The organism is Clostridium beijerinckii HUN142, assembly GCF_000621745.1.
Taxonomy (GTDB): Bacteria; Bacillota; Clostridia; order Clostridiales; family Clostridiaceae; genus Clostridium; species Clostridium beijerinckii_A.
On sequence record NZ_KK211337.1, the window covers coordinates 205,662 to 229,554 of the forward strand.

Annotated in this window: 22 protein-coding genes; all 22 read left to right on the plus strand. The window is 30.7% G+C overall.

The genetic code is table 11. From position 1 onward, the window contains the following. Positions 1–345 precede the first annotated feature (345 nt). The 22 genes from T483_RS0124635 to T483_RS0124740 all read left to right on the plus strand — a co-directional run bounded on the left by T483_RS0124635 (position 346) and on the right by T483_RS0124740 (position 23,662). On the plus strand, positions 346–1,104 hold the full coding sequence (locus T483_RS0124635; protein ID WP_026889215.1) for an isoprenyl transferase: 759 nt from the start codon (positions 346–348) through the stop codon (positions 1,102–1,104). A 15-nt stretch (positions 1,105–1,119) separates the two neighbouring features. Beyond that, positions 1,120–1,914, plus strand: a complete 795-nt coding sequence (locus T483_RS0124640) for a phosphatidate cytidylyltransferase (RefSeq protein WP_026889216.1) — start codon at positions 1,120–1,122, stop codon at positions 1,912–1,914. Between the two features lie 349 nt (positions 1,915–2,263). Beyond that, positions 2,264–3,232, plus strand: coding sequence for an AI-2E family transporter (locus tag T483_RS0124645; protein ID WP_026889217.1), 969 nt, complete (start codon positions 2,264–2,266; stop codon positions 3,230–3,232). A 121-nt stretch (positions 3,233–3,353) separates the two neighbouring features. Continuing rightward, a complete protein-coding gene (dxr, locus tag T483_RS0124650; protein WP_026889218.1) occupies positions 3,354–4,517 on the plus strand; it encodes a 1-deoxy-D-xylulose-5-phosphate reductoisomerase in 1,164 nt (387 codons plus the stop codon). Between the two features lie 17 nt (positions 4,518–4,534). Beyond that, positions 4,535–5,545 (plus strand): RIP metalloprotease RseP, encoded by a 1,011-nt coding sequence (gene rseP, locus T483_RS0124655; protein WP_026889219.1) that lies wholly within the window; start codon positions 4,535–4,537, stop codon positions 5,543–5,545. A 237-nt stretch (positions 5,546–5,782) separates the two neighbouring features. Then, entirely contained in the window at positions 5,783–6,832 is a 1,050-nt protein-coding gene (gene ispG, locus T483_RS0124660) for a flavodoxin-dependent (E)-4-hydroxy-3-methylbut-2-enyl-diphosphate synthase (protein ID WP_026889220.1), read from the plus strand. A gap of 294 nt (positions 6,833–7,126) precedes the next feature. Next, positions 7,127–7,585: a ribosome maturation factor RimP gene (gene rimP / locus T483_RS0124665; protein ID WP_026889221.1), complete on the plus strand. Its 459-nt coding sequence runs from the start codon at positions 7,127–7,129 to the stop codon at positions 7,583–7,585. A 16-nt stretch (positions 7,586–7,601) separates the two neighbouring features. After that, complete coding sequence (nusA, locus tag T483_RS0124670; RefSeq protein WP_026889222.1) at positions 7,602–8,798, plus strand: transcription termination factor NusA; 1,197 nt, start codon at positions 7,602–7,604, stop codon at positions 8,796–8,798. Between the two features lie 13 nt (positions 8,799–8,811). After that, positions 8,812–9,078, plus strand: coding sequence for an RNase P modulator RnpM (rnpM, locus tag T483_RS0124675; RefSeq protein ID WP_017210732.1), 267 nt, complete (start codon positions 8,812–8,814; stop codon positions 9,076–9,078). Next, positions 9,071–9,382, plus strand: coding sequence for a ribosomal L7Ae/L30e/S12e/Gadd45 family protein (locus tag T483_RS0124680; protein WP_026889223.1), 312 nt, complete (start codon positions 9,071–9,073; stop codon positions 9,380–9,382). Before rnpM ends, T483_RS0124680 begins: the two co-directional genes overlap by 8 nt. A gap of 26 nt (positions 9,383–9,408) precedes the next feature. Beyond that, positions 9,409–11,496, plus strand: coding sequence for a translation initiation factor IF-2 (gene infB / locus T483_RS0124685; RefSeq protein ID WP_026889224.1), 2,088 nt, complete (start codon positions 9,409–9,411; stop codon positions 11,494–11,496). 17 nt (positions 11,497–11,513) lie between these two features. Then, positions 11,514–11,870: a 30S ribosome-binding factor RbfA gene (rbfA, locus tag T483_RS0124690; protein ID WP_026889225.1), complete on the plus strand. Its 357-nt coding sequence runs from the start codon at positions 11,514–11,516 to the stop codon at positions 11,868–11,870. Beyond that, the gene (locus tag T483_RS0124695; protein WP_026889226.1) at positions 11,863–12,843 is read left to right on the plus strand and encodes a DHH family phosphoesterase; all 981 of its coding nucleotides are present in this window, start codon (positions 11,863–11,865) and stop codon (positions 12,841–12,843) included. Before rbfA ends, T483_RS0124695 begins: the two co-directional genes overlap by 8 nt. 78 nt (positions 12,844–12,921) lie before the next feature. Next, positions 12,922–13,821, plus strand: coding sequence for a tRNA pseudouridine(55) synthase TruB (gene truB / locus T483_RS0124700; RefSeq protein WP_080697147.1), 900 nt, complete (start codon positions 12,922–12,924; stop codon positions 13,819–13,821). Positions 13,822–13,878: 57 nt separating this feature from the next. Beyond that, on the plus strand, positions 13,879–14,814 hold the full coding sequence (locus T483_RS0124705; protein WP_026889228.1) for a bifunctional riboflavin kinase/FAD synthetase: 936 nt from the start codon (positions 13,879–13,881) through the stop codon (positions 14,812–14,814). A 119-nt stretch (positions 14,815–14,933) separates the two neighbouring features. Continuing rightward, positions 14,934–15,197: a 30S ribosomal protein S15 gene (gene rpsO, locus T483_RS0124710; RefSeq protein ID WP_026889229.1), complete on the plus strand. Its 264-nt coding sequence runs from the start codon at positions 14,934–14,936 to the stop codon at positions 15,195–15,197. A 106-nt stretch (positions 15,198–15,303) separates the two neighbouring features. Then, a complete protein-coding gene (locus tag T483_RS0124715) occupies positions 15,304–17,409 on the plus strand; it encodes a polyribonucleotide nucleotidyltransferase (protein WP_026889230.1) in 2,106 nt (701 codons plus the stop codon). Positions 17,410–17,458: 49 nt separating this feature from the next. Continuing rightward, on the plus strand, positions 17,459–18,766 hold the full coding sequence (locus T483_RS0124720; protein ID WP_026889231.1) for a M16 family metallopeptidase: 1,308 nt from the start codon (positions 17,459–17,461) through the stop codon (positions 18,764–18,766). Between the two features lie 67 nt (positions 18,767–18,833). After that, positions 18,834–19,115: a YlmC/YmxH family sporulation protein gene (locus T483_RS0124725; protein WP_026889232.1), complete on the plus strand. Its 282-nt coding sequence runs from the start codon at positions 18,834–18,836 to the stop codon at positions 19,113–19,115. A gap of 16 nt (positions 19,116–19,131) precedes the next feature. Next, positions 19,132–20,328: an aspartate kinase gene (dapG, locus tag T483_RS0124730; RefSeq protein ID WP_026889233.1), complete on the plus strand. Its 1,197-nt coding sequence runs from the start codon at positions 19,132–19,134 to the stop codon at positions 20,326–20,328. Between the two features lie 142 nt (positions 20,329–20,470). Then, positions 20,471–21,178 (plus strand): ClpP family protease, encoded by a 708-nt coding sequence (locus tag T483_RS0124735; RefSeq protein ID WP_026889234.1) that lies wholly within the window; start codon positions 20,471–20,473, stop codon positions 21,176–21,178. Between the two features lie 114 nt (positions 21,179–21,292). Beyond that, positions 21,293–23,662, plus strand: coding sequence for an FtsK/SpoIIIE family DNA translocase (locus tag T483_RS0124740; RefSeq protein WP_026889235.1), 2,370 nt, complete (start codon positions 21,293–21,295; stop codon positions 23,660–23,662). Positions 23,663–23,893 lie beyond the last annotated feature (231 nt).

Sequence of the window (23,893 nt, forward strand, 5' to 3'; positions counted from 1 at the left end):
TAGGAATAATTTATTCTTTGAACAAGCACATAAGTAAAGGCCTAAATATAGCACTTGAATTTATAAACTTAGTTAACTCGTATAAGAGTTAACTTATTTTGGGTGAAAAGATTTGGTATGAATTAAGTGCTTTTATGACAATTGAAATAGAAATTCAATGTTTGTACTAGTAGAATATATGTGAAATTGTTGAAGAGTAATACATATTATTAGATTTTGTTTAAATGAGGATAATTAGTAAAGACTTTATTATTGACTTCATATGAAAAAGGTTTAGTATTAATAATGTATATAAAGAATATATGAGGGTAAGTCAAGTTTCGTTAATAAACTAGGGGGAGAAAGATGTTAAATATATTTAAATCAAAAAAGGAATTTAATCAAAATTTTGACTTGGATATGAATAACATACCAAATCATATAGCTATAATAATGGATGGAAATGGACGATGGGCAAAAGAACAGAATTTACCTAGAAGCATGGGACATAGAGCAGGTATGGAGAGCATTAGAAAAGTTTTAAAGGAAGCAACAAGACTTGGAATAAAAAATTTAACTTTATATGCTTTTTCGACTGAAAACTGGGCTAGACCTAAAGATGAAGTAGGAGCAATAATGAAAATATTGGTCACTTATCTGAAAAAAGAATTAGATGAATGTCATAAAAATGGAGTTAGAATGAATGTTTTAGGAGATATGGCAAGATTGCCACAGGAATGTCAAGATGCTTTGGAAGAGGCTCTGGAAATTACAAAAAATAACACAAAAATAAATTTGAATTTTGCATTAAATTATGGAGGCAGAGACGAAATTGTTAGAGCTATTAAGCTTATTAGTTTAGATGTAAAAGATAATAAAATAAAAGAAGAAGACATTAATGACGAGTTAGTAGAGAAATATTTGTATACGAAAGGGATACCTGACCCGGATTTAATTATTAGACCATCTGGGGAACAAAGACTTAGTAACTTTTTATTATGGCAATGTGCTTACTCAGAATTTTGGTATTCTGATATTAATTGGCCTGATTTTAAAGAAAAAGATTTAAGAAAAGCTATAGCGGATTATCAAAATAGGGATAGGCGCTTTGGAAAAGTTAAATAGAGGAGTGGTTAGATTTTGAAGTCTAATAATAGATATTTGGGTGCTGCTATGATTGCTCCATTTATAGTGTTCGTATTTCTTGGAGGAGTTTATCTTAAATGCTTTATATTTGCATTATCAGCAATGGCTCTTTGGGAATTTTACAATGCATTAAAAGAGAATAACTTAAAGCCAATGAGAAGTGCAGGATATATCCTGCTAATAATATATTATCTTTTGAATAACAATTTTGAAAATATGATGTATGTTATTGTTGCTGCAACATTTATATTATTGATATTTCCGGTTGTAAATTTGAAATACACTTTTATTGATACATCATTAACATTGTTAGGCTTTATATATTGTGGAATTTTATTTAGTTTTGTGTATCTGGTTAATATAAAATCACATGGTGAGTTTTTAGTTTGGATCATATTTATAGGATCATGGCTTTCGGATACAGCTGCTTTTTATAGCGGAAAACTTTTCGGAAAACATAAACTTTCACCTAAAGTATCACCTAAGAAAACTATAGAAGGTTCAATAGGAGGACTTGTGGGAGCGACTGTTTTTACAGGTATATTTGGAATAATAGTACAGAGATATGTTAATATTATGCCGATATATAATTATTTTATTATCGGTATTTTATGTGGATTATTTGGACAATTAGGAGATTTGGTTGCTTCTTCGATAAAAAGATATGTAGGAGTAAAAGATTATAGTAATTTAATTCCTGGTCATGGAGGAGTGCTGGATAGATTTGATAGCATAATTTTTTCGGCGGCGGCAGTATTCTATTACTTAACTTTTATAATAAAGATTTAAAAATAAGAGAGAAATTAAGCGTTATATAGTATGACTTATATAAGGCTTAATTTTTTTGCGTTAATTGTACAATTTAAATTTATTTATATATGATGCAATTAAGTTTCGGGATTCTATTCTTAATTAACTGTCAAGTTAACAATTATCTTAAATGTAAATAATCTATTATTTCAGCATATATATTGAATTTTATAAAATTGTGAAGTTATTATTTCTTATAAAAGTTATTACGATAACTTTAAATTTATAAATAATTCACGGTTTTTTTATATAAGTTAAGTTATGAAGTTTTTAATAGAGTACACTTGGCATATAATATACAAATATTAATAATTATTAAGTTAGTGAGGTGAAGAATATTTTTAAGACTTATAAGAAACTTTTCTCACTTTTATTGTCTTTCGTATTTGTATTAATAGGAACCTTTTTTATAAAATATTATTTTAAGCCTTTTTTATCCATGATTATAATAATTATAGTATGCTCTCCTATATACAAAATCATGATTAAGGCTAAAATGCCAAGTAAGATTGCGGGTGCTTTAAGCATTATTACTGTTAATATTATTATAATACTTGTGACAATATATTTGGGAAGTGAAATTTTTTATATAATTAGAAAATTGTATTTAACAAATTTAGAGTGGATAGAGAAATTTATTCAAGATATTTCAGTTGCATTAAATGTAAATTTTAACAACTTAGAGATTGGAAAGAGTGTAATATCTATGATTAATGATCAGAATATAAGAAGGGGAGCAGTGAATACTGGGGACAGTGTTTTAGCTTATTTTATAGGAAATATATGCGCTTTTTTCATATTGATTGATAAGTCAAAAATCTTAGGATTAATTTCTATGTTACTTCCGAAGGAAATGATGATAAGATTTAGGGATCAAAAAGAAAACTTTACTCAAATGATAGGAATAGAGGGAATCTTAGTCATAATTTCAACTATGGAGATAATAATGGGTTTCTTTATACTTGGGGTATCGAACTTTTTTGCGCTTGGAATAGTATGCGGAATTTTAGATGTATTACCATATGTTGGAACTATAATTGTATTTATTCCGATTATAATATACAATATTATAATGAAGAATTTCCTTACTGCATTTGGTCTTATATGTTTGTATATACTAGTGCAAGTTATTAGGGAAATACTAGAGGCTAAATTTTTAGGCGATAAATTAGATATGCACCCTCTTGTTATATTGCTATCTATATACATAGGAGTGAAAATATTTGGTGTTTTAGGTATATTAATTGGCCCAATGTATAGCATTTTAGCAAAAGAAATAATTTATAGTACTGAGTAATTATGAAGAATGAAGGATTATAGTCCAATTTAAATAATTTATTTGAGGCCAAGAGACTTCTCATCTTCAAGCTAAACTTTAATCAGTACTAATTAAGATTTGCTTTTAGGAGGAAAAAACGATGAAAAACATTTCTATACTAGGGGCTACTGGTTCTATAGGATCTCAGACCTTAGATGTAATAAGAAAATCAAATGGAGAACTAAAGCTTATAGGAGTAACAGCGAATACGTCTGTAAAAAAGGTTATTGAAATAATTGAGGAGTTCAATCCTCATTATGTAGCTATGATGGATGTTGTAAGTGCTCATGAAATAAAGAGGTATTGTGATGATCACAATAAAATAATTAAAGTATTGGAAGGTATAGAAGGACTTAATAAAATAGCATCTTTAAATGAGATTGATATGGTAGTAACTTCTGTAGTTGGAATGATAGGATTAGAGCCTACGATGAAAGCTATAGAGGCAAAAAAAGACATTGCACTTGCTAATAAGGAGACTTTAGTTGTAGCAGGGGAAATTGTAATGAAAGCTGCTAAAAAAAATAATGTAAAGATACTCCCGGTTGATTCAGAACACAGTGCTATATTTCAATGCTTAAGGGGGAATGATATAAATACTTTAAGGAAAATAATTTTAACTGCTTCAGGAGGACCGTTTAGAGGAAGAACTCTAGAAAGCCTTGAAGATATAAAGGTGGAAGACGCACTAAAACATCCGAAATGGAATATGGGGAGAAAAATTTCAATAGATTCCGCAACGCTTATGAATAAAGGACTTGAAGTGATAGAAGCACACTGGCTTTTTAACTGCGAGTATGATAATATACAAGTCATAGTTCATCCACAAAGTATTGTGCATTCAATGGTAGAATATAATGATGGAAGTATAGTTGCACAACTTGGAGCACAAGACATGAGATTACCAATACAATATGCTTTACTTTATGAAAATAGAGAAAAGCTTATTGCAGATACAATAGATTTTTATGAAATATCTCAATTAACATTTGAAAAGCCTGATATAGATACTTTTAAAGCTTTAAATTTAGCGTTTAAAGCTGGAAAGACAGGTGGACTTATGCCAACTATTTTAAATGGAGCAAATGAAGCAGCAGTAGAGTTGTTTTTAGCTAGAAAGATAAAGTTTTTACAAATAGCTGACATAATAGAAAGATGCATGGAGGTATTTGAAAATCAGGCAAATAAAGAATTAAATCTAGAAAATATTATTGAACTAGACAAAGAAGTTAAGGAATATGTAATGAAAAATGCAGTACTTTAAGGAGGGAAAGATTTAATATGTATATAATTTTGGCTATATTAGCATTCGGAGTTTTGATAATAGTTCACGAGCTTGGACATTTTACATTAGCAAAACTTAATGGAGTAAGAGTTGAGGAGTTTTCAATTGGAATGGGACCGAAAATCTTTTCTAACAAAGGAAAAGAAACGCAATATTCTTTGAGGTTGTTTCCAATAGGTGGATATGTAAAAATGATGGGAGAAGAAGAAAGTGTTGAGGATGAAAGAAGTTTTTCAGCAAAATCTCCGTTGAGAAGAATAAGCATAATAATTGCTGGTGTCTTTATGAATTATGTATTAGCAATAGTTATTTTTACTTTTTTTATACATGCATTTGGATACACCAATAAAATTCCGACTGGTGTTACTCCGGATTCCCCAGCTTCGGAAGCAGGGATTTTACCGGGAGATAAAATTGTAAAAGTAAATGGAATGAGAGCTTTCTCATACGATAATATTTCGGCTGGAATAGTATTATCAAATGGAAATCCAGTGGGTATTTCTATTGAAAGAAATGGAGAAAAGAAAGATGTTGTAGTAACACCAAAGAAGAATGAACAAGGACAATTGTTAATAGGACTTAATTTTGAAAGAGTTCAAAATCCGGGATATGCAGAGAGTTTTAAGCAAAGTTTTAATCAGACAGCTTCGTTAGTTTCTCAAACTTTTAAGGGTTTAGAAATGATATTCACAGGTAAGGCTAATCTAAAGACAGATGTAGGTGGTCCGCTTACAATAGTTAAGATATCAGCAGAAAGTGCTAAAGCTGGAATTTGGCCATTGCTTTATTTTACTGCTTTCTTAAGTGTTAATCTGGCTGTTTTTAATCTATTGCCTTTTCCAGCTCTAGATGGTGGCTGGTGTGTTATATTGCTTATAGAATTGATAACTAGAAGAAAAGTGCCTGATAAAATAGTTGGAGTGTTAAATTATATAGGATTTGCTGCACTTATAGGATTAATGATATTAGTTACAATAAAAGATATATTATTCCCTGTAAAGTTTTAGATATAAGAAAAAAATTGTGATTATAAATACTTGCATTCGATTTGAAGCGATTCTCATATGAATGCAAGTTTAATATATCAAATTTACTATACATAGTTTTAGCAATGTATAGTCTATAGTGATCATAAGATAATATTTCTATAAAATAGTATTACAAAGATTTTTATAAAAGAGGAATATACGGAATATAAGATGTTTACATTGTAAATTAACTATAAATTAGAGGAGATACATTGTATGGAAAGAAGAAAATCTAGAAAAGTCAAGGTTGGAAATGTATTTGTTGGAGGGGATTCTCCTATTACAGTACAATCTATGACTAATACTCGCACTAAAGATGTGGAAAATACTTTGAATCAGATAGAAAAGCTATATAGCGCTGGGTGTGATATTATAAGATGCGCAGTTTTGGACACGGAAGATGCAGAAAGCCTAGGGGAAATTACAAAAAGATCTCCAATTCCAGTAGTTGCAGATATACATTTTGATTATAAACTGGCGCTGAAAGCAATAGAAAATGGTGTTTCTGCTCTTAGGATAAATCCAGGGAATATAGGTAGTATAGATAGAATAAAAATACTTAAGGAAGCTTGCAGCGAGAGACAAATACCAATAAGAATTGGTGTTAATTCTGGATCATTAGAAAAAGACATTCTAGAAAAGTATGGTATGCCAACTGCAGAAGGTTTAGTTGAAAGTGCTTTAAGGCATGTTAAAATTTTAGAAGATTTAGATTTTTATGATATTGTAATATCGATAAAATCATCTAGTGTGCAAATGATGATAGAATGCTATAGGTTGATATCAGAGAAGTGTGATTATCCTCTTCATTTAGGCGTGACAGAAGCTGGGACTATTCAAAAGGGAACAATTAAATCAAGCGTAGGAATAGGAACACTTCTTGCAGAAGGAATAGGAGATACTATAAGGGTATCATTAACTACTGATCCAATTGAAGAAATAAAAGTTGGAATTGAAATTTTAAAGGCATTGGGATTAAGGAAAAAAGGCGTTGAATTCGTATCGTGTCCAACTTGCGGCAGAACTCAAATAAATTTGATAAAAATCGCAGAAGAAGTTGAGAAGAGACTTGAAACTTATAAAAAAGATATTAAAGTCGCTGTTATGGGATGTGTTGTAAATGGACCAGGAGAAGCTAGAGAGTCTGATATTGGGATTGCTGGTGGAAAAGGAGAAGGAATAATTTTTAAAAAGGGTGAGATCATAAAGAAGGTAAAAGAAGAAGAGTTAATTGATGCTCTAATGGAAGAAATAGAAAAATTGTAGGATAATATCTTTTTAAAATAATATATTTTATAATTGTGAATTATGAACTATGAATTAAAATATTGAATGGATATTTAAAATTTGGCAATATCCCTTGTAAAGTTAATTTGTTTGTGATATCATGTAAGAAGATTTATTTCTAATAGCTAGAAAAAAGGAGTGGGAAGTTACCCGCTCTTTCTGTTTGTAACGCAACTAACTTAAGATAGTTGCGTTTTTGATTACAAATTTTAAAAATGCATAAGATAGATATATGATATGTGTTTTTAAAAGATGAAAGTGAGGGTTAGAAAGATGAAAAAAGATGTATTGATTGAAAGAATTGAAGAATTAGTAAGACCTATTGTTTCAGAATTGTCATGTGAATTATATTATGTAGAATATGTTAAGGAAAACGGTGAGTTTTACTTAAGGATATATATAGATAAAGAAGGCAGAGTATCATTAAATGATTGTGAAGCAGTTTCAAGAAGAGTTAGTGAGGTTCTAGATGTAGAAGACCCAATTAAAGAAGCATATTATCTAGAAGTTTCTTCACCAGGTCTTAATAGGGGATTATATAAAGAAGAGCACTTTAAAAAGTACATAGGAAGCGAAGTATTAATTAGGCTTACTAGTTCACTAGATGGAGTAAAAAGCGTAAAAGGAGTATTAAGAGATGTTTCTGAGGATTCTATGCTAATAGAAGGAGAAACAGAAATTAAAATACCAAGAGATAAAATTAAATCAGCAAATTTAGAAGGGGAAATATAACGAGGAGGGTATAAAAATGAATGAAGAGTTTGTAGGTGCTCTTAAAGAATTAGTTAAGGAAAAGGGGATTTGTGAAGATTTACTTTTTACAACTATTCAAGATGCGATGGTTGCAGCATATAAGAAAAATTATGCCAATGCCAATACAAATGCACAAAACGTAAAAGTTAATATTGATAGAGAAACAGGAGAAATACATGTATATGCTCAAAAGACAGTAGTTGATGAGGTGTATGATGATGTAACAGAAATTTCATTAGAAGAAGCTAAAGAATTAAATCCTAAAAGTGAAGTTGATGATATTATAAATTTAGAAGTAACTCCTAAAAATTTTGGAAGAGTCGCAGCTCAACTTGCTAAGCAGGTTGTTACTCAAAGAATTAAGGAAGCTGAAAGAAGTATAATATATGATGAGTACAAAGAAAAAGAATTTGATATAATTACAGGAACTATATTAAGAAAAGATAAAGGTATTGTTTTTGTAAACCTGGGAAAATTGGAAGGTATAATAGGACCTAATGAACAAATTCCAAATGAGGAATATAAATTCAACGAAAAGTTAAAACTATATATAGTTGAAGTTAAAAATGGTAATAAGGGACCTCAAATACATGTGTCAAGAACACATCCTGGATTGGTTAAAAGATTATTTGAACTTGAAGTTCCAGAAATATTTGAGGGAGTAGTTGAGATTAAAAGTATTTCAAGAGAAGCAGGCTCAAGAAGTAAAATAGCTGTATACTCAAACGATGAAGAAGTAGATCCAATGGGTGCTTGTGTGGGACCAAAAGGAGTAAGAGTACAAAGTATAGTTAATGAACTTAAAAACGAAAAAATAGATATAATAAAATGGAGCAAAAGTCCAGAAGAATTTATAGCTAATTCTTTAAGTCCTGCAAAAGTGTTAAGTGTAGTAGTTGATGAAAGCAATAAATCTGCAAAGGTTGTTGTTGATGATAATCAATTATCGCTTGCAATAGGTAAAGAAGGCCAAAATGTAAGACTTGCGGCTAAACTTACAAATTGGAAGATTGATATAAAGAGTAAATCTCAAAAAGAAGCACAAGATGAAGAAGACGAAAGAATTCTAAATACCGAAGTTGAAATTGAAAATGAACAAACTACAGATTTAAATGAATTAGAAATCTCAGATGATATTGAAGTTGATGATTTGATAGATGAAGAAACTTCAATGGAAGAAATACAAGAATAGAGGGGTGCTTTTCATGAAGGTTAAGAAAATTCCTTTAAGAATGTGCACTGGTTGCATGGAAATGAAACCAAAAAAAGAATTAATAAGAGTAGTTAAAACTCCAGAAGGCGAAGTGTGTGTTGATCTAACTGGTAAAAAATCGGGAAGAGGCGCATACATTTGTAAGAACACAGAGTGCTTAGAAAAAGCATTTAAAGCAAAAAGACTTAGTAGAAATTTAGAAATTCCTATAAGTGAAGAAATTTATAATAAACTAAAGGATGAAGTAAATAATGAATAAGTTTTTTAACTTTCTAAGTATAGCAAAGAAATCGGGAAATTTGCTTGAAGGATATAGCAAGTGTGACGATTATAGAAATAATACTAAAATTTATCTTTTTATCATATCCAATGATTTGTCAGATAAATCTAAAGATAAATTTAAAAAGCATTGTAATGAAAAAAATATACCATATATTGAAGACTTCTCAAAAGAACAACTAGGACCTCCAATTGGACGTAAAGAAATTATGTTGTTGGGAATTCTAGATAACGATATAGCAAAAAGAATGTTAGCGTTATATGAGGAGGAAAAAAATATATGAGTAGATAATAATACGGGGGTGACTGCATGTCAAAAATAAGAGTACATGAATTAGCAAAAGAATTAAACATAGAGTCAAAGGAATTAATAACTATATTAAAGGAAGAATTTAATATAGAAGTAAAAAATCATATGAGTACAATTGAAGATGAAGATGCTGAATTAATAAAAGAATTGTTAGCAGGAAAATCAGTAAGCGATTTAGTATTATCAGGTGATAATGCTGAAAATTCAAAAAGCATAGTTGACGTATATGAAGATGAATTAGCTGAACAACTTAACAAAGGTATAAAGAAAAAGAAAAAGACTAAAAAAGAAGAACAAGAAGAAGCAAGAATAGCTGCTGAAGCAGAGGCTGAAGGCAAAGTAATTGAAATTGGCGAAAGCATAACTGTTAAGGAATTGGCAGAAAAATTGCAACAACCTTCAAATGATGTAATAAGAACGTTAATCTTTGCAGGAGTTATGGCAGCGATAAATGCGGAAATAGATTTTGAAACTGCAGAAAAGGTATGCGCTGAATATGGAGTTTTAGTTGAAAGAAAAGAAGAAATTCAAGAGTTGGAAGTACTAAAAATAGAAGAAGATGATGAAGAAAATCTTCAAAAGAGACCACCAATTGTAACTGTTATGGGTCACGTTGACCATGGTAAAACATCTTTACTTGATTGTATAAGAAAAGCAAAAGTTACTGATACAGAAGCAGGTGGTATAACTCAGCATATAGGTGCTTATACTATTAAATTGAACGGAGAAGAAATAACATTCTTAGATACTCCAGGTCATGAAGCATTTACAGCTATGAGAGCTAGAGGTGCACAAATCACAGATGTCGTTATATTAGTTGTTGCTGCAGATGACGGAATCATGCCACAAACTAAGGAAGCTATCAATCACTGTAAAGCAGCAGGAGTTCCTATTGTTGTTGCAATAAATAAAATAGATAAACCAGGAGCAAATGTAGATAGAGTTAAGCAGGAATTAGCTGAACAAGGATTGCTTGCAGAAGACTGGGGCGGAGATACTATATGTGAAGAAGTATCTGCGAAACAAAATCTTAATATTGATAAGCTATTAGAGATGGTTCTACTTACTGCAGAAATGCTTGAACTTAAAGCAAACAAAGATAGAAGAGCCGTTGGAACTGTTATAGAAGCTAAATTAGATAAAGGTAGAGGAGCAGTTGCTAGTCTTTTAGTTCAAAATGGAACTTTAAGAGTAGGAGATTCTATATTAGTCGGATCTACGTATGGTAGAATAAGAGCTATGTTTGATGATACTGGTAAAAAAATAAAATCTGCTGGACCATCTATTCCAGTGGAAGTTCTAGGACTTTCTGAAGTTCCAGAAGCTGGAGATAGATTTAATCAAGTAAAAGATGAAAAAACTGCTAGAAATATGGCCGAAAGCAGAAAAGATAAATTAAAAGCAGAAACTTTACTTGCTAACCATAGAGTATCATTAGAAGATTTATATAACCAAATTAAAGAAGGTAAGGTTAAAGAACTTGCTATAATAGTAAAAGCGGATGTTCAAGGTTCTGTTGAAGCTATAAAGCAATCTTTAGAAAAACTTTCTACTGATGATGTAAAGGTAAGAGTTATTCATGGCGGCGTTGGAGCTATTACTGAAACAGATATAACTCTTGCGACAGCATCTAATGCAATAGTTATAGGATTTAATGTAAGACCTGATAACAATGCAGCTGCTCAAGCTGATAGAGATGGAGTAGATATTAAGTCTTATAGAATTATATATGATGCAATTGATGATGTTAGGTCAGCAATGATAGGAATGCTTGAACCAGATTATAAGGAAGTTATATTAGGAACAGCAGAAGTAAGAGAAACTTATAAAATTTCCAATATAGGAACAATTGCTGGTTGCTATGTTTTGAAGGGTAAACTTCAAAGAAATGCAGAAACAAGAGTTATAAGAGATGGAATAGTAATCTTTGAATCGTCATTATCATCATTAAAAAGATTTAAAGATGACGCAAAAGAAGTTAATACAGGATACGAATGCGGTTTAACAGTTGAAAAGTTTAACGATATAAAAGAAGGCGACATCGTTGAGTGCTTCATGATGGAGGCAATTAAGAGAAAAGAACTTTAAAAGAGGTGAAGATCAACATGGCAAACTATAGAGGTGGAAGAATTAACGAAGAATTTAAAAGAGAAATTAGTAGTTTGATTCAAAATGAAGTTAAAGATCCAAGACTTACAGCTATGATTTCAGTTACAGATGTTAAAGTTACAAAAGATTTAAGATATGCTAAGGTTTATGTAAGCATATTTTCTAAAGATGATGAAGAAAAGAAAAATAATCTGGAAGCATTAAAAAATGCAAGTGGATTTATAAGAAAATCAGTAGGCCAGAAAATAAATTTAAGACACACACCAGAAATAATTATTGAATTAGATGACTCTATAAATTATGGTATGCATATGGATGAATTAATTCAAAGGATAAGTAAGGGTAATGAGTAGTCTTAAAGAAATAAAAGAAGAAATTTTAAAATCAAAAAGAATTGGGTTATCATTCCATACATCTCCAGATGGAGATGCTATAGGCAGCACTTTGGCATTACTAAATGCATTAAGGTATTTAAGAAAGGATTCATATATTATATCAAGAGATGTTATTTCTGATAACCTCTCTTTCCTTTCTTTTGCCAATGAAATTGATGGCAATACTTTAGAGCCTAAAGAAGGTACTGATCTTGTAATAATATTAGATTGTGGTAATGTTGAAAGAATATCCGCAGATCTAAGTAATTATAACGGCAAGGTTATTAATATTGATCATCATATTTCAAATGAAGAATATGGATTTATTAATTATGTAGATGTAAGTGCAGCTGCAACATGTGAAATATCATATTTATTAGCAGAAGAGTTGGGAATTGATTTTAGGAATAGAACTGATGTTGAAATAAATATAGGGAACGCAGTTTATACAGGAATTGTGACAGATACAGGCTCTTTTAGGCATTCTAATGTTACTAAAAGAACTCATAAAATAGTATCAGAACTTATAGAACTTGGAGTAGACAACAGTAAGGTTCATAGCAATCTTTTTGATAACAAGCCCTTTGAAAAAATAAAATTAATGGGATGTGTGTTATCTAATATTGAGCTTGCTTTAGAAAATAAAGTAGCGATCCTTCAGATACCGAAAGGAATGTTAGAAAAGTTTAACTTAAAAAATACTGATACTTCAGATATAATTTCAGTTGGCCTTGGAATTAAAGGTGTAGAGGTTTCTATGCTTTTGAAAGAAGTTGAAGATGGAGTTAAAGGAAGTTTAAGATCTAAAAATAATGTAGATGTTCGAAAAGTTGCAGAAGTATATGGTGGTGGCGGACATATAAAAGCCGCTGGAGTTATGCAAAAAGGCGTAGGTATAGAAGCTGCAAAAGAAAATCTGCTAAGGATACTTAAAGAAGAGATTTGCTCATAAAAAAATAAAATATAAACTATACTTATGAAAAATAAGTAAGAACTTCACTTATATAAGGAAGGAATAGAGAATTCATATATGAAAGATACAAAAACTTCACAGATAACTGGAGTACTAAATATATTCAAAAATAAAGGAATGACTTCCTTTGACGTAGTTAGAAAGATAAAGTTCTTAGCTAACGAGAAGAAAGTTGGTCATACTGGAACCTTGGACCCAGAAGCTACTGGAGTCCTTCCGGTATGTCTTGGAAAAGCTACAAAAACTATTGATTATATAATGAATAGTAATAAGGTATATGAGGTGAAATTTCTGCTTGGAGTGAAGACAACAACATATGATCTTGAAGGCGAAATATTAGAAAGAAATGAAATAGATCATATTACAAGTGATATGGTTTCAGAGGCTGTAATATCTTTCGTTGGAGAATATGACCAAGTTCCACCAATGTATTCTGCTCTTAAAAAAAATGGGGTAAGGCTCTATGATTTGGCGCGGCAAGGTATTGAGGTTGAAAGAGAAGCTAGAAAGGTTAAGATATTTAATATATCGGACTTGAAGATTGAATTACCTTATGTATATATGAAAGTAGCTTGCTCAAAAGGAACATATATTAGAAGTTTATGTTACGATATTGGCGAAAAACTCAAAGTTGGAGCAGCTATGGCAGAATTAAATAGATCTGAAACGTCTATTTTTAAACAGGTAGATAGTGTAAACATAGATGATTTAACTAAGGAAAATATACAAGATTATATAATGACTATAGAGGATGCCCTTTCTTTTTACCCTAAGATTACAGTAAAAAGCACATTTACTAAATTATTAGTAAATGGAGTTAAAGTATTTGATAAGAGATTAACAAATGAGGAAAGAGAAAAAAATGTTTTATATAGGGTATATGATAGCGAGGGTACTTTTATAGGAATTGGAAAACAAGATGATGATGGATTCAAAATCGAAAAATTGTTGCTTTAGGCATCTTAACTAGTATGTAGCTGTTTTTTCGGGTGACTTAATTTAGGAGTAAGGATAATGATTATTATAGATAAACATTCAAAAGATATTCAAAGTTCTAATAATTATATAGCTCTTGGAAGTTTTGATGGACTTCATATTGGGCATCTTTCTTTAATAAATAAAGTAGTAGAGGTTGCAAAAAAAAATAAAGGGAGAAGTATGGTTTTTACATTTAAAAACCATCCTAGAACTCTTATAAATAAAGAAAACTCAGTAAAACTTTTGATGGATAATGAAAGGAAAGCAAAAATTCTAGAAAATCATAAGGTGGATATAGTTTGTTTTAAGGAATTTGATCTTGAATTTATGAAAATGACGCCAAAGGAATTTATAGAGTTTTTGATAGTTAATTATAATATCAAGGGGTTTGTTGTAGGGTTTAATTATAAATTTGGATACAAGAATTTAGGGAATGTAGAACTTCTAAAAGAATTACAAAATGAATATGGGTATGAACTATATGTTATGGATCCATGTACATATAATAACGATGTTGTAAGTAGTACTAGAATTAGAAAAGATATTCAAGATGGTGAGGTTTCGGAAGCTAATAAGATGCTTAGTGTTCCTTACACATTAAGTGGCGAAATTATTCATGGAAAGAAAATTGGAAGAACTATAGGTTTTCCTACAGCGAATTTAAAATATGATGAAAATTTCATTTTACCTAAGATTGGTGTATATTATACTAATATTAAGGTAAATAATAATATATATAAAGGAATTACATCTGTTGGATACAATCCTACGGTTGAAGGTAAAAATTTAACAGTGGAGACATATATATTAGATTTTAATAAAGAAATATATGGAGATAGAATAGATGTAAGCTTTATAAAAAAAATCCGCAATGAAGAAAAATTTAATAGTTTAGAAGAGTTAAAGAACCAGCTTGAAAGAGATAAAGCTTTTGCAAGAAATGAGAATTGTACGTCGGCTTTAATAATATAGTTTACAATAATAGTTACTTTTGATATAATAACACAGGGAACCTAATTCTAAGTTGTAAGGTGCCATCTTTTACTTGGAACTAGGGGATAATTAATATAATACACGGAGGTGCACTTATAATGGATAAGGCAAGAAAATTAGAAATAATTAAAAAGTTTGGAAGAGGCGAAGGAGATACTGGTTCACCAGAAGTTCAAGTAGCTTTACTTACTGAAAGAATTCAATCTTTAACTGAACATTTAAAAGTTCATAAGAAAGATCATCACTCAAGAAGAGGACTATTAATGATGGTTGGTCAAAGAAGAGGTCTTTTAAACTATTTAAGTGATCAAGATATCGAAAGATATAGAACTTTAATCAAAGAATTAGGTTTAAGAAGATAATTTTTAGAGCGGAGTTTTCCGCTCTATTATTTTAAACTATACAAATTATAGAAAAATTATACAAAATTATTAATGATTAGATGAACCTAAAGGGAGGTCATAAATTATGAATAACGTTCTAACGACTGAAATCGCTGGAAGAGAATTGAAAGTTGAATTCGGAAAAGTAGGTATGTTATCAAATGCAGCAACATTTACTAGCTATGGAGACACAGTGATTTTAACTAATGTTAATGCATCAGAGAAGCCAAGAGAAGGAATTGATTTCTTTCCTCTAAGTGTTGAATATGAAGAAAGATTATACGCAGTAGGTAAAATCCCGGGTGGATTTATCAAGAGAGAAGGAAGACCATCAGAAAAAGCTATATTAAATGGTAGAGCTGTTGATAGAACTCTAAGACCTCTATTTCCAAAGGGATACAGAAATGACGTTCAAGTTGTTACTACAGTTGTATCCGTTGAAAAAGATAATTTGCCAGAAATCTTAGCAATTAATGCAGCATCGCTTGCATTATGCCTGTCAAGTATTCCTTACACAATTCCAACAGCAGCAGTACAAGTAGGAATTATCGATGGTAAGTTCGTTACAAATCCAGATACTGAAGGTCGTGAAAAAAGCATTCTTCACTTAACAGTGTGTGCTACAAAAGAAAAAGTAATGATGATTGAAGCTGGTGGACAGGAGATACCAGAAGATACTATGATAGACGCTATTAAATATGGTTTTAATGAGTGTCAAAAGATTATTGCATTCCAAGAAGAAGCAGTAGCTAAATTTGGAAAGCAGAAAGATGAACCAGTATTATATACTGTAGATCCAGAACTTGAAAAAGAAATTAAAGAATTTGCATCTGACATGATTAAAGAAGCAATGTACATCATGGAAAAAGATGAAAGAAATGCTGCTGTTGATGCAGTTTATGAAAAAGTTAATGAAGCGTTTGGCGAAAAGTATGCAGATAAAATGGGCGATATTAAAGAAGTTCTTTATACCATGCAAAAGAAAGTTGTAAGACATATGCTTCTAAAAGATAAGAGAAGACCAGATGGAAGAGCATTTGATCAAATCAGACCATTAGGATGTGAAGTAGGAATTTTACCTAGAACACATGGTACAGGACTATTTACAAGAGGATTAACTCAAGTAATGACAGTTGCAACTCTTGGCTCAATTAGCGAAATTCAAATCTTAGATGGAATAGACGAAGCTCAATCGAAAAGATATATGCATCATTATAATTTCCCAGGATACAGTGTTGGAGAAGTAAAACCTTTAAGAGGTCCTGGTAGACGTGAAATAGGTCATGGAGCTTTAGCAGAAAGAGCTTTAGAACCATTAATTCCTTCCGAAGAAGAATTCCCATATACAATAAGATTAGTATCAGAAGTCTTAAGTTCAAATGGATCAACTTCACAAGCATCAGTTTGTGGTTCAACATTAGCATTATTAGATGCAGGCGTGCCAATTAAAAGACCAGCTGCTGGTATTGCAATGGGGTTAATAACTTCAGAAGATTTAAGTGAAGAAGCAGTATTGACTGATATTCAAGGAATAGAAGATTTCTTTGGAGATATGGATTTTAAGGTGGCCGGAACAACAGAAGGTATAACATCCATTCAAGTTGATACTAAGCTTAAAGGTTTTAGCTTTAATGTAGTGGAAAATGCTATAAGAGATGCTAGAAAAGCTAGACTTACTATAATTGATAAAATAAACGAATGTATTTCTATACCTAGAGAAGATGTTTCATTATATGCTCCAAAAACGCAAATTATGAGCATAAATCCTGATAAAATAAGGGATGTAATAGGAGCAGGCGGTAAAGTTATAAATAAGATAATACAAGATACAGGAGTTAAAATCGATATAAAAGAAGATGGAACTGTATTTGTAAGCTCAACTGACCATGAAGGTGTTAATGGAGCTATAAAGATAATAGAAGGATTAACTAAAGAAGTTAAAGCTGGAGAAGTTTATCTTGGAAAAGTTACAAAGATAACTACATTTGGAGCATTTGTTGAGATCTTACCAAGTAAAGAAGGATTAGTTCATATTTCTAAGTTAGCTAAAGAAAGAGTGAACAAAGTAGAAGACGTAGTATCTATTGGAGATGATATTTTAGTTAAGGTTACAGAAATTGATAATCAAGGTAGAATAAATCTTTCAAGAAAAGATGCTTTATTAGAACAAGAAAATAAGGAAGAGAAATAAAGGGCAATTAATTGCCTTTTTTTTAACTAAGAAGGAGGGCAAGTACAAAATGTATAACACATATACCCTTAAAAATGGATTAAGAATTGTAACAGAAAAAATAGAACACTTAAATTCTATCAGTGTTGGAGTAATGGTTCAAAATGGATCTAGAAATGAGAGCCCAGAAGTTAATGGAATATCACATTTTATTGAGCATATGTTTTTTAAAGGAACTGATAAAAGAACTTCAAAAGAAATAATGGAGGATATTGAGAATGTCGGAGGACAGATTAATGCTTTCACAAGTAAGGAAGCTACCTGTTATTATATTAAGGCATTAAATACCCACCTAGATTTAACGTTAGATGTTCTTTCAGATATACTTTTAAATGCAAAATTTGATCCAGAAGAAATAGAGAAAGAAAAAGGTGTAGTAATTGAAGAAATCAATATGAGTGAAGACTCACCGGAAGATGTATTAGATGATACACATTCAAAAGCCTGCTTTGGAAATGGGTCGTTAGGATCTCCAATTTTGGGAACAATACCATTGGTGAAGTCATTTACTAGAGAAAAGATATTGAATTTTATTAGTGAAAAGTATACTCCTTATAATTCTGTAATATCAGTTTGTGGTAAGTTCAATGATAAAGAGTTAGAGGAATTGATTAATAAATATTTTGGTGGATGGAAAAGTAAAGGTGAATATACGCCAGAATATAATAAAACTATAATACAAGTTGATTCTGCATATGCAAAAAAAGAAATTGAGCAACTCCATATTTCTTTAGGATTAGAGGGATTGCCTTATGGAGATGAAAACAATTACGCGTTAGTATTGCTTAATAATATATTTGGAAGTGGTGCATCTTCAATTCTTTTCCAAAAAGTGAGAGAGGAACTAGGATTATGTTATTCTATAACATCTTATTTGCAACCATTTCAGGGAGTTGGAACGCTAAATATATATGCGGGCTTAAATAGAAACTATGGAGAGAAAGCTCTAGAAGTTATAGAAAAAGAAATTACTCTATTTAGTAAGAATGGAATAACTGATAAGCAGCTTGAAATAAACAAGGAGAAAATTAAAGCCAATTATATTTTAGGACTTGAAAGTACGAGTTCGAGGATGTTTTCAAATGCAAAGACATTCTTATTTAGAAATAAAATAAAAACTCAAGAAGAAGTAATAAAGAGAATAGATGATATAAGAAAAGATGATATACAATACGTCTTAGAAAGATGTTTTAAAAAAGGAGTTCTAAATGCAGCATATGTCGGGCAAGATGTAGAATATAGCAAATTAGATTCTATAATACTAAAGAATGCCAAAGCATATGATAACTCAAATCATAATGGTAAAATTAATTTGTAAAAAATTATGTAATAATACACCTCCTTTTCTCATATTATTTTATGAGTACTAAAAGGGGGTTTTTATTATGAGTGAAGAAAAAAAGGTAAAATATTTAAGTGATATAGAGAGATACGAACTTATTAATATAAATGATGGTGAAAAGTATGACTATCTATTAAATAATGATTTAATAATAGATGAAGAAGGAAACTTTAAATATTTGATAGTTAATTTAAGTGGTGGAAAATTTAATCTCTTTAGTAGTAAAGACTTTTTAGAGATTCCATGGGATTGTGTAAAAAAAATTGGTGCAAAAACCATTATATTAGATGCAGATGAAGAAGTAATAAAAAAAGTAAAGTTATAATTCAGGAGGAAATTTAATGAAAGTAGTTGTACAAAAGTTTGGAGGAACTTCAGTGTCTACTGAAGAAAATAGGAAGAAAGTGATTGAAAAAGTTAAAAATGCTATTAAAGAAGGCTATAGTCCTGTTGTAGTAGTATCAGCTATGGGGAGAAAAGGGCAGCCATATGCAACGGATACATTATTATCTCTGATAAATGACAAATTTAAAAATGCAAATAAGTTAGCACAAGATTTATTAATGACATGTGGAGAGATTATTAGCTCAGTTGTTATGAGTAATGATTTATATAATGCTGGAATTGATGCTGTACCACTTACTGGAGGACAAGCGGGGATATTGACTGATAATAATTTTACAGATGCAACGTGCATTGAGGTGAAGCCTAAAAAAATATTAGAGTTAGTGTCTCAAGGAAGAATTCCTGTAGTGACTGGATTTCAAGGAATGACTGAAAATGGATATTTAACTACTTTAGGTAGAGGGGGGAGTGATACAACAGCTTCTATTTTAGGAGTAGCTCTTAAAGCTTCAGCTATTGAAATATATACTGATGTAGATGGAATTATGACGGCGGATCCAAGAATAGTTGAAAATGCAAACTTAATTGATGTAATAAGTTATAGCGAAGTATTCCAATTAGCGGATAAGGGCGCAACTGTAATTCATCCAAAAGCTGTAGAAGTTGCAATGGAAGGCAATATTCCTATATTAATTAAAAATACTATGAGCAATAGTAAAGGAACTTTAATAAACAACTTTGGAGATAAAGGTAATGATAGGATAATGACAGGAATTGCAAGTCAAAAGAATAGAATTCAGATTTCTATCAGGGCTGTAGAAAATCAAGGAAATGCGAAATATAAAAATGTACTAGATTTATTAGCGGCAAATAAAATAAGCTTAGATTTAATAAATATATTTCCTAATGAACAGATTTTCACTATAAATCAAGTAGATAAAGAGATTTTAGAAAATGTTCTAAACAATGCGAATTTAAAGTACACTTTGATAGATAACTGTAGCAAAGTAGCGGTTATTGGTTCGAGAATGAAGGGAATACCAGGAGTAATGGCTAAAATTATCAAGGCATTAAGTGATAATAATATAGAAGTACTACAAACAGCAGATTCACATATGACAATCTGGTGCTTGGTTCACTCTGAAAACGAAAAAGAAGCAATAAATGTTTTACATAAAACTTTTAAACTTTAATATAAAGGAAACTCGATGCACTGAGTTCCTTGAGTTTTATAGGGAGTAAGTTCAATTAACCAAATCATAGATTTGGAATTTCACTTATGAATAAAATAATTCCTACTGTACAAAATAAAAAGAGTATAGGAGGAATTATTTTATGGAGAAATATATTTTAAATAGCAATGAGAAAGAAAAGGAAGATAAAAACACATCAGAAGTACAGGATAAGATAGAAAATGTAAAAGAACTTGGAAATACTACATTAGCAACTCCGAATAAAAGAATACAGGTTTTATCTATAATAGGGCAGATTGAAGGACATTCAGTACTTCCGCCGCAAACAAAAGCCACAAAATACGAACATATTATACCTCAATTAATAGATATCGAGCAAAATGATGAGTCAAAAGGATTGCTTATAGTATTAAATACTGTTGGAGGAGACGTGGAAGCAGGTTTAGCTATATCTGAAATGATTCGAAGTATGTCAAAACCAACAGTGTCCATAGTGATTGGAGGAGGACACTCCATAGGAGTACCTCTTGCTACATCAGCAGATTTTTCATTTATAACACCATCTGCAACAATGATCGTTCATCCAGTAAGAATGAATGGTTTTGTGATTGGAGTATCACAAACATTTGAATACTTTAAAAAAATGCAGGAAAGAATAAATGAATTCATAGTTAGAACATCAAATGTAAAACCAGATACTTTAGAGAGATTTATGCTTCAAACAGATGATTTGTTAAATGATGTAGGAACAATGTTAATTGGAAAGCAAGCAGTTGAATGCGGTCTTATTGATGAGGTTGGAGGAATACGAGAAGCTTTAAGTAAACTTAATGAACTCATAGAAAAATAGTAGTCTATTTTTAAGGTTATAGAAAAAATCTATAGCCGATTTTTGTTTTTAGTGTTATCTTATTAAAGGAGAATTGCTATCTTATGTAGAAATAAAAATATGAGGTGATTTAAGGTGGGTAGGACTAAAGGCAAACATAGCACTACAAAAAGTAAAAAAGATGAAAATACAATAAATCCAGATGTAGTAGGAATAGTGTATATTGCAACAGGGATAATACTTGGTATAGCAATATACACTTCTTTAGCTGGAATATTATCATCTTTAGCACAAAGAGTATCATATGTAGTAATCGGAATAGGTGCAAATGCATTGCCTATTTATTTGATATATTTTGGGTTTCAATATATAAAAACAAGAGGGAATATTAAATTAAGTAAGAATTTTTTTGGAATAACTATATTGGTGGCAGTTACTATATTGACATTTGGGACAATAAATATTCAAAGCTTAGATGGTCAAGGTAGTTTTTTCGAAAATGTTAAGATTATACTTAATGATAGCTCACAGACTCCTCATGGTGGGATAATGGCATATCTTATATGTTATCCGATGTATAAAATTATAGGGGCCCTGGGGACGTATATAGTTCTTCTTGCGTTTTCGATAATTGCTATCACGTTAATTTTCGATATTACTTTGTATGATTTAGGGATAAAGGCTTACAATAAAGGTGAAAAAATAAGAAATAGTAGAAGAAGTAGAAGAGTAAGGGATGAACAGAAACCAGTTAGAGAGAACTTTATAAATATAGTAGAAAAAGATGATAGGGAAAATGAAAAACAAGCATTCCTTTCAGGTGTAGAAAAGAAAATAAAAATTCTAGATTTTATGAAAAATACTAATGAGGATACAGAAATTTCACCCATATCAAAAGCTGAAGTATCATCAGATATTCAGATAGATAGTTTCTTAGAAAAACCTACGCAAAGCCATACTAAGAAAAAAGAAAACTTAGATAATGATGTTAAAGAAGTGGTAAATAAAGAGATACAAGAACATATTATGGAACAAAAAGAAACTAAAGAATATAAGCATCCAAGTTTTGAATTATTAAAATTAAATTCAAATACAAAACTTAATAGCAGTGATAAAAAAGAATTAATAGAGAATGCTAATAAACTTGAAGAAATATTATCTAATTTTGGAGTAGATGCTAAGGTTACTCAAGTTACGAAAGGTCCATCAGTTACAAGATTCGAACTTCAGCCAAGTCCAGGCGTCAAAGTTAGTAAGATAGTAAATCTATCGGATGATATAGCTTTGGGATTAGCGGCGTCGGGAATAAGAATAGAAGCTCCAATTCCAGGTAAGGCGGCAGTTGGTATAGAAGTTCCAAATGGAAAACAAACACCAGTCTTCTTGAGAGAAGTTCTAGAAAATGATGAATTTATCGAGTCTAAGAAAAAGCTTGCATTTGCTCTAGGAAAAGATATTTCAGGGAAATGTGTTGTGGGAGATTTAAGTAAGATGCCACATACACTAATTGCAGGGGCAACTGGTTCTGGTAAGAGTGTATGTATAAACTCTCTTATAATAAGTTTGTTATATAAATATAATCCAGAAGAAGTTAAACTTCTGATGGTAGATCCAAAGGTTGTTGAGTTAAATGTTTATAATGGAATACCGCATCTTTTAATTCCGGTTGTTACGGATCCTAAGAAAGCGGCTGCAGCTCTAAACTGGGCAGTAAATGAAATGACCAATAGGTATAAACTTTTTGCAGACTCAGGAGTTAGAAATATGGAGTCGTATAATGAATTATTCAATAAGGGTATAATAGAACAAAAACTCCCATATATAGTTATTATAGTAGATGAACTTGCTGATCTTATGATGGTATGTCCTAATGATGTGGAAGATTACATTGGAAGATTAGCACAAATGGCAAGAGCGGCAGGTATGCATTTGGTTATAGCAACTCAAAGGCCATCAGTAGATGTAATAACAGGGGTAATTAAAGCTAATATTCCATCTAGAATATCATTTGCGGTATCATCTCAAATTGATTCTAGAACTATCTTAGATGGGTCTGGAGCAGAAAAACTTTTAGGAAAAGGTGATATGTTATATTATCCAGTAGGAGAAAGTAAACCTCTTAGAGTTCAAGGTTGTTTCATATCTGAAGAAGAAGTAGAGCAAGTTATATCATTTATTAAGAGTGAACAAGGTGATACTAGCTATGAAGAAGATATAATGGATCATATTAATAATGCAGCAGATTCAAGGTCTGTAGATACAAATGAGAATAATAGTGATGTAGATGAATTACTTAATGAAGTGATAAATGTTGTAGTGGAGTATGGTCAAGCATCAACTTCGTTTATTCAGAGGAAGTTTAGGATAGGATTTAATAGAGCTTCTAGAATCATGGACCAGTTAGAAGAAAGAGGCATTATATCAGAAAAAGATGGAAGCAGGCCAAGGCAGGTACTTATTACAAAGCAGCAGCTATTAGGTGAAGAACATGAAGATGAAAATTAATGAAGAATATTTTCGGATTTTAAGATTTTAATCTTAAATTAATTATGAAATAAAATTAAACTTTGTGTTAACTTTTTTAATCTAACTCTCTTAAACTAAAATAATAAGCGATTTTTATGAGATATAGGAGCAGTATATATAATAGCAACTTGTAAAATGTAGTTCTAATTTGTTATAATTAAGACTATTAGAACGTAGGAGGATATAAGAAGTTGAGCGAAATTAAAATAG

Excerpts from the sequence above, each read along its gene's own strand:
- T483_RS0124680 (WP_026889223.1), top strand. The coding sequence starts at position 9,071 with ATGAATAAGTTTTTTAACTTTCTAAGTATAGCAAAGAAATCGGGAAAT.
- T483_RS0124695 (WP_026889226.1), top strand. The coding sequence starts at position 11,863 with ATGAGTAGTCTTAAAGAAATAAAAGAAGAAATTTTAAAATCAAAAAGA.
- rpsO (WP_026889229.1), top strand. The coding sequence starts at position 14,934 with ATGGATAAGGCAAGAAAATTAGAAATAATTAAAAAGTTTGGAAGAGGC.
- T483_RS0124735 (WP_026889234.1), top strand. The coding sequence starts at position 20,471 with ATGGAGAAATATATTTTAAATAGCAATGAGAAAGAAAAGGAAGATAAA.
- dapG (WP_026889233.1), top strand. The coding sequence starts at position 19,132 with ATGAAAGTAGTTGTACAAAAGTTTGGAGGAACTTCAGTGTCTACTGAA.
- truB (WP_080697147.1), top strand. The coding sequence starts at position 12,922 with ATGAAAGATACAAAAACTTCACAGATAACTGGAGTACTAAATATATTC.
- rimP (WP_026889221.1), top strand. The coding sequence starts at position 7,127 with ATGAAAAAAGATGTATTGATTGAAAGAATTGAAGAATTAGTAAGACCT.
- T483_RS0124635 (WP_026889215.1), top strand. The coding sequence starts at position 346 with ATGTTAAATATATTTAAATCAAAAAAGGAATTTAATCAAAATTTTGAC.
- ispG (WP_026889220.1), top strand. The coding sequence starts at position 5,783 with ATGGAAAGAAGAAAATCTAGAAAAGTCAAGGTTGGAAATGTATTTGTT.
- infB (WP_026889224.1), top strand. The coding sequence starts at position 9,409 with ATGTCAAAAATAAGAGTACATGAATTAGCAAAAGAATTAAACATAGAG.
- T483_RS0124725 (WP_026889232.1), top strand. The coding sequence starts at position 18,834 with ATGAGTGAAGAAAAAAAGGTAAAATATTTAAGTGATATAGAGAGATAC.
- rbfA (WP_026889225.1), top strand. The coding sequence starts at position 11,514 with ATGGCAAACTATAGAGGTGGAAGAATTAACGAAGAATTTAAAAGAGAA.
- T483_RS0124705 (WP_026889228.1), top strand. The coding sequence starts at position 13,879 with ATGATTATTATAGATAAACATTCAAAAGATATTCAAAGTTCTAATAAT.
- dxr (WP_026889218.1), top strand. The coding sequence starts at position 3,354 with ATGAAAAACATTTCTATACTAGGGGCTACTGGTTCTATAGGATCTCAG.
- rnpM (WP_017210732.1), top strand. The coding sequence starts at position 8,812 with ATGAAGGTTAAGAAAATTCCTTTAAGAATGTGCACTGGTTGCATGGAA.
- nusA (WP_026889222.1), top strand. The coding sequence starts at position 7,602 with ATGAATGAAGAGTTTGTAGGTGCTCTTAAAGAATTAGTTAAGGAAAAG.
- rseP (WP_026889219.1), top strand. The coding sequence starts at position 4,535 with ATGTATATAATTTTGGCTATATTAGCATTCGGAGTTTTGATAATAGTT.
- T483_RS0124720 (WP_026889231.1), top strand. The coding sequence starts at position 17,459 with ATGTATAACACATATACCCTTAAAAATGGATTAAGAATTGTAACAGAA.
- T483_RS0124715 (WP_026889230.1), top strand. The coding sequence starts at position 15,304 with ATGAATAACGTTCTAACGACTGAAATCGCTGGAAGAGAATTGAAAGTT.